Annotated in this window: 4 protein-coding genes, 1 tRNA gene and 1 pseudogene; 5 read left to right on the forward strand and 1 reads right to left on the reverse strand. The window is 60.0% G+C overall.

What is annotated here, in order from left to right:
- From C9413_RS30675 to C9413_RS30695, 5 genes are all read left to right on the forward strand, one after another.
- Positions 1–381, forward strand: a 381-nt coding sequence (locus C9413_RS30675) for a phasin (protein WP_170251371.1), incomplete at its 5' end; no start/stop codon positions are given.
- A 131-nt stretch (positions 382–512) separates the two neighbouring features.
- Positions 513–589 (forward strand) — tRNA-His (locus C9413_RS30680).
- A 202-nt stretch (positions 590–791) separates the two neighbouring features.
- Positions 792–1,037: a helix-turn-helix transcriptional regulator gene (locus tag C9413_RS30685; protein WP_022717225.1), complete on the forward strand. Its 246-nt coding sequence runs from the start codon at positions 792–794 to the stop codon at positions 1,035–1,037.
- A 133-nt stretch (positions 1,038–1,170) separates the two neighbouring features.
- Entirely contained in the window at positions 1,171–1,608 is a 438-nt protein-coding gene (locus tag C9413_RS30690; protein WP_039844019.1) for a DUF4174 domain-containing protein, read from the forward strand.
- A gap of 25 nt (positions 1,609–1,633) precedes the next feature.
- On the forward strand, positions 1,634–1,798 hold the full coding sequence (locus tag C9413_RS30695) for a hypothetical protein (protein WP_166677307.1): 165 nt from the start codon (positions 1,634–1,636) through the stop codon (positions 1,796–1,798).
- On the opposite strand, the pseudogene C9413_RS30700 reads toward C9413_RS30695, so the two are convergent.
- Positions 1,795–2,553: pseudogene (locus C9413_RS30700) on the reverse strand (LysR family transcriptional regulator); the annotation flags it as partial. The gene C9413_RS30695 and the pseudogene C9413_RS30700 sit on opposite strands and share 4 nt — an antisense overlap.
- Positions 2,554–2,728 lie beyond the last annotated feature (175 nt).

Here is a 2,728-nt window from a genome sequence, read left to right on the forward strand (position 1 = left end):
TTCCGCGACTTCGCAGAAAAAGGCGCCCAGCAGTCGCGTGAGGCCTATGCAAAGATGAAGGCCGCCGGCGAAGATGCCGGCAAGACCCTCGAAGCCACGGTTCAGACCGCGCAGGCCGGCACGGTCGAAATCGGCCTGAAGGCGATCGACGCACTCCGCACGAACGCTGAAAATTCCCTCTCGCACATGGAAGCTCTGCTCGGTGTGAAGTCGATCGCAGAACTCGTCGAACTTCAGACTGCTTTTCTGCGCAAGCAGGCGGAACTGACCGTCGAGCAAGCGAAGTCGATGCAGGAAACCTCCAAGCAGGTTGCCGAGAAGCTCGCAAAGCCCAGCAAGGAAGCCGCCGAAAAGGTCATGGCCTCCTTCAAGGCTGCCTGATCCCATACGGGTGCAATCAAAACAAGAGGCTGGACCGTATGTCCGGCCTTTTTGTACATTGAGGGGAGATAGGACTTGAATTAATTTCCAAGTCCTCGTATGTGACCCCCGTCGCGCCAGGCGCGATTTGTGCGGTTGTAGCTCAGTTGGTTAGAGCGCAGGTTTGTGGCACCTGAGGTCGGTGGTTCGAGACCACCCAACCGTACCATTCCTCTCAAAAAACCGAAATTCGGCAGATCCACTTCGGCCGTCCGGCCTGTTATCTGCTGAACTATTGCCCTCTGGCACCGGCTCCCTATCTAGCCAACGCAGCACAGGTAAACTTTGTGTTATATTGCGTTGCAAAATGTGAGCCGGAATGTCATTTTGTGCCGGGGGTTACATCAGAGTGCTTTTAGAAGGAGACTTTAATGTCCATTTCTCTCAAGAATCTGGATGAATCCAAAGCGACGGTGGTTTCCGCGATGAATGTTGCCGCCGAGGTCAGGAAAGCGCGTGAGGCCGTTGGGTACAGCGTCGATGATCTGGCGGTCACCTGTGGCCTCGTCACCAATGAAATCATCGAAATCGAAAATGGGGAAAATGCAGATCCTGCAAAATTGCGACGCATTGCTGCCGCCTTGCAGGTTCCGCCGTCCGATTTCGTTCCTCTGTAAGGCTACACTGTGAACGAACTAAAAAGCCGGTCAAATTTGACCGGCTTTTTTTCGGCTTTGCGCCATGCTCTGCGAAATGATGGAACCTGCCCATCCTCCCGCCGTTTTACAGGCGACGGGAGAGAAAATGAGAATGTCAAAAAGGTTTCTTTACGGTGCAACCAAGGTCGAGGAGACGGACGGCGCTCAGGCGCCGGTCGCAAGCCTCGAAACGTTCCGGTGGAAGAGCCGGGTTCTGGTGATTTTCGCCGACAGGGACAATAGCCGCGCTGCGCGCCAGGAAAACCAGCTGCTTGCCGATCGCACCGGCTTGGGCGAGCGCGACATGGTCGTTCTCAAGATTTCCGGCAGCACGGTCAAGTCGATCTTCGGCGCAGGCGGCAATCTGAATGAAGGGGCGCTTCGAAAGGAGCTTGGGGCTCCCGAGACTGGTGAATTCGGAGCCGCCCTTGTCGGCAAGGACGGCACGGTGAAGCTTAAGGTCAGCGAGCCGGTGAGCAACGGCGAACTCTTTGCCATCATCGACAGCATGCCGATGCGTGCGGCCGAAGCCCTGAAACCCGACAAGTAAGCAAATCGAAGACGGAAGGAGCAGGATGTCCGTTCCCAACGAACCTATCCCCGATCAGCCGCCGATGCCCGGACCTGGCTGGAAACCGGAGCCGCCTGTCAAGGAGCCGGATCCCGATCGCCTGCCGGACGAGACGCCCAATCCCAATCCGGACGAAAACGACGCGCCACCAAAGCAGGCCGGCGGTTAGAGAAATATCTGCCGTTCCGCGCCGACCAGTTCCTGAAGAAAGTCGGCGACGGTGCGTACGCGCACCAGATCGCGGGCGCTCTCGTGATAGGTCGTCCAGTAGGCACGCCGGATCGAGACATCGGGCAGGATACGAACCAGTTCGTCATACTGCCGGGCGATGTAGTCGTGTAAGATTCCGATACCGGCGCCGGAACGCACCGCTTCGGTCTGACCGGTCGCCGAGGAGATCTCGAAGGAAGCACTCCAGTTGCGCATGACCTCGCCGGTGAAATTCAGCGATTGAGAGAAGAGCAGGTCCTCCACATAACCAATGCGGCGATGCTGCTTGAGCGCCTCGTTGTTGTCGGGCAGGCCGTTTTGTTCGGCGTAACCGCGCGAGGCATAGAGCCCCAGCGTATAGTCGGTCAGCTTCGAGGATACGAGGCGACCCTGTTCGGGCCGTTCCAGCGTGACGGCGATGTCCGCCTCGCGTTGCGAGAGTGAAAAAGAGCGCGGCACCGGCACCAACTGGATTTTCAGCTCCGGATGACGCTCGATCAGCCGTCCGATACGCGGCGCCAAAAAGGAAACGCCGAAGCCGTCCGGCGCCCCGACGCGGACCGTGCCAGCGATAGCCGTGTCTGTGCGGCCGAGGTTGGCCTGCGCGGCGAGCATTTCCGTCTCCATCCGCTCTGCCGAGGCGAGGAACACTTCGCCCTCGGCGGTCAGTTCGCAGCCATTGGTGCGGCGAGTAAAGAGGCGGGTCCTTAGTGCCCCCCCGAGCGGCGGCCCCCCCCCCGGGGGGGGGGCGGGGGTCAGTACCACCCCCCTGGGCGCCGCCCCGGGCTCGGCGGGTCTCGCGACGGGGGGGGGCGTGCGGCCGGCCGTCCAAATCCTGTCATTAATCGCGTGGCGTCCGCACCCCGCGCCCCAGCCCACCAAGGTGTCC

Source organism: Rhizobium sp. SEMIA 4085, assembly GCF_013004495.1.
Classification (GTDB): Bacteria; Pseudomonadota; Alphaproteobacteria; order Rhizobiales; family Rhizobiaceae; genus Rhizobium; species Rhizobium gallicum.